Here is a 3,331-nt window from a genome sequence, read left to right as displayed (position 1 = left end):
CTCAAGGACAAGGCGAAGAAGAAGATAAGAAGCGTTTGGCTGAGGAAATTATCGTCCCTTCTACTGCACCATCTGCAGCGACTCCAGTTCCAGTCTAAGCTCCATCTACCTCTGCTCCGGGCTCATCTTCTGCTTCCAGTTCCACTTTGTCGCGACACCAGGCTTATCAGGAACTGATGGGGTTCGCCACTCTCACATCCCATCCCAGTCCCAAGAACATCCTGGTGGTTATTGGAGAGCACTCTGGACTTATCGACCAGGTTCTCAAGTTTCCCTATAAGATCGAAATGCTCGTTCGCTGCGAGGTTATCATCCCGCCAGGTTGTGATAATGTGAAGTTTATACCTCACATAGTAAACGCAGCAGATAAGAAGAAGAGTCACACTCCGATCCACATCGCGTTCGGGATCGACTTTGTCGATAAGCAAGAGGATATTTTTGACGTGATCCTGACGGATTTCCTGGACCCTTCTCCTGGAACTGGAACGGGAAGTGAGGAAGATGTGCAGCAGAAGATCCTCACAACGGACTTTTTCCAAGCTCTCGCTAAGGCCTTGAAGCCCAACGGCATCTTTGCTCCCGTGTGGGCTCGTTATGGAACCCTAAGACGGTCGAGTTGGTAGAAGAGGTCAGATCTCTTCTGGATTGGGGGAAGAAGCATTTCCCCACAGTGACATACGGATAGACTGGAGACAAGGGAGGACTAATTGGTTTACTGTTTTGCAGCAAAAATAAGGTAAAAAATTGAAAGTAAATATTTTCATTCTCTCCCTCCAATTACTTACAATTACGTATTAATTAATTACCAATTATCTTTAATTATTTTTTCTCAGAAAACCAAATTCGAGGTGCCTCTCAAACCGCTGAAGGAGGAGCAACTGAATGAGCTTAAGCTACTTTACTACAATGAGGAGGTTCCTAGCTCAATTTTCATTTTGCTACAGTTTGCCAAGCAGGCGTTGAAAAAGTGAAATATCTCCGAAAAATAATTAAACTTTAATTTCAATTAATTATGTATAATTACCAAGTTTAATTATATTCATTATCGTTATCATAATTATCATTATCAATATCGTTATTATTAACATAATATTGTTATGTTAAGATAGATTTTTTGTACAGAGTTTTTTGTTATAATTATAATTACTTCTCTCTATTATAATTATTATGAATGAAATGAAATACTTAGTTAGTTAATTAGCTAATTGCAATTAAAAGACAACTCTGTAATTTTTTAATCTTCCTTTAAGACACGGCGCTAGAATTCCCACAAGAGCAATATTGAGCAGTGAAGGTTTCTCCACTTCTAGCCTTACGTGGATGTAACCTTTTAGATTTCTGAACTGTTAAAAATATATTGTCAATTAAATTAAATCTGCTCAATTAATTTTTAACAGAGGCTAAGTTAATTTTAATTTTTCATTATAACGTTTTATACTGTTAAAATTCCCATTCAAAATTTTGAGAGCAAGAACAAAAAGCTTAAGCGTAAGAACAGTGAATAAGGCTGAAAGAGAGGAAGCAAAAAGACAAGTGAAAATGAAATGTTCATCATCATCAGATTCGTTTTCAATTCGTCTTTAACAAATCGCAACAATTTGAGACTCAACAATTTACATAGCTAATGTAAAGAGAAAAGTGATCAATTAATTGATTATCATTTATAAATCAAGAAATCACATTTATATCAGAATAGCATGAAAGCTTTGGCTTATTGGCTTCGTACGTAAAAATTAATTTTAACAGTCTTCATAGATAATAGCCAAACTAAAACTGAACGAATTACAGTATTTTGTTTATCACGTCATGTCGTCATATTCCATTTAAATTTTAGCAATAATCATCACTACAAATATATAGGTGGATAGAAACTCAACAATTTACATAGCTAACGTAAGAAAAAATTCATTCATTATAAAAAAGAGTGAAGACTTGATTTTAAAGATAAAATCACCAAAAACTTAATTCGTTTTGAAAATTATCTCTTCTTTCTTCAGTCAGTCATTTCTTCTATCTATTCTCAATTCATTTCCTTTCATTGTTGCAAATTTAACCTCAATTATCTTCCATTACAAAATTAACGGTGATATTTTTCTCACGAAGTGCTTCGAACCCCTTGTCGGTGACCTACCAAATTAGACAAATAATCAAATCTAAAATTAAAAATGCACAAAAATTTATCAGAGAGCAGATAAGTTTCGTATATCATAATTTGCAATATTGTAGACTTACAGTCGATCCCACGAAAGTAACTTCACGAAGTCGAGGCAACTTCAAGTATCCATGAAAAACCGACATGTCCGACAAACCTGGGCAGTCCTTGGCCATAAGAGTTTCCAACTCTGAAAGAAAAAAAGTAAAATGACAATTAACTGATTATCCAACCAACTACTGAACAAATTGAAACCGATTTTTTCAAACCAAAAACTTACGTTGAAGACTGGAAATATCCTCTCGACCTACCACTTTCTCCAAAACAGGCTTATTCTTCGGCATCTTCGTCGACGCCTTCATTCTCCTCTTCACAAATAAGTTTCTAAAAAATACGCCGAGTTCCAAATTAACTGAACAAGTCTTTTTAATTAATAATTAACGATTAATTAAAATCAAGAACGCGCACACAAATTACTGAATGTAAGTTCACTCCAAAGACGAAACACAAAATGAAGTACAAAATGTTCACTTCCTTCAAAGTTCGGCTTTCGGAGATTTGATAAAATGACAGACAACCTGGAACAGAAGCACACTTTGACTAAACTGGAAACGATTTTTCCCTCTGTCAAATAGATCGAATCTTGAATGCAATGTAAAATATATGGCCATAGACAAAAAAGCCAACTTTTGTAACTCAACTCGACTACTTGAAAGCGGACCACCCACCCAGAACGTCACTTTGTTCAATCTACGTCAAATCGAGTCGCACGCGCGTTTTTATCTACGCGCGCAAACGTGAACAAACTTGATTAAGTAAATTGTACAAAATCCAAATGCTCAAATCAACTCAACGTATGCTTAAAAGTACTAAAAACCGGTAATAGCTTATATGAAGATTCGATCATCGACGTCGCCGCCGCGCCGTCGTCATTGCAGGTCCCGAAAAATATGCATACGTTTTAATGAAGGAAAAGGGGACCGAGTCGGACCACCCACATTTTTAGGGGGAAACGTCACCTTGTTCCCCTCTAGTAATAGAAGAAGACAAAGCTCAAGGACAAGGCGAAGAAGAAGATAAGAAGCGTTTGGCTGAGGAAATTATCGTCCCTTCTACTGCACCATCTGCAGCGACTCCAGTTCCAGTCTAAGCTCCATCTACCTCTGCTCCGGGCTCATC

The 3,331-nt window shown here is 36.9% G+C and carries 1 protein-coding gene; it reads left to right on the top strand.

Features of this window, described 5'->3' with window-relative positions; genetic code table 11:
* Window positions 1–146 precede the first annotated feature (146 nt).
* The gene (locus VG895_05595) at window positions 147–623 is read left to right on the top strand and encodes a hypothetical protein (protein ID HWA52489.1); all 477 of its coding nucleotides are present in this window, start codon (window positions 147–149) and stop codon (window positions 621–623) included.
* Window positions 624–3,331: the final 2,708 nt, after the last annotated feature.

The sequence above is a fragment of the Patescibacteria group bacterium genome, assembly GCA_035549555.1.
Lineage (GTDB): Bacteria > Patescibacteriota > Microgenomatia > UBA8517 > UBA8517 > Co84-156.
The sequence above is the reverse complement of the archived record's forward strand: the minus strand, read 5'-3'. Positions and strand labels throughout refer to the sequence as shown.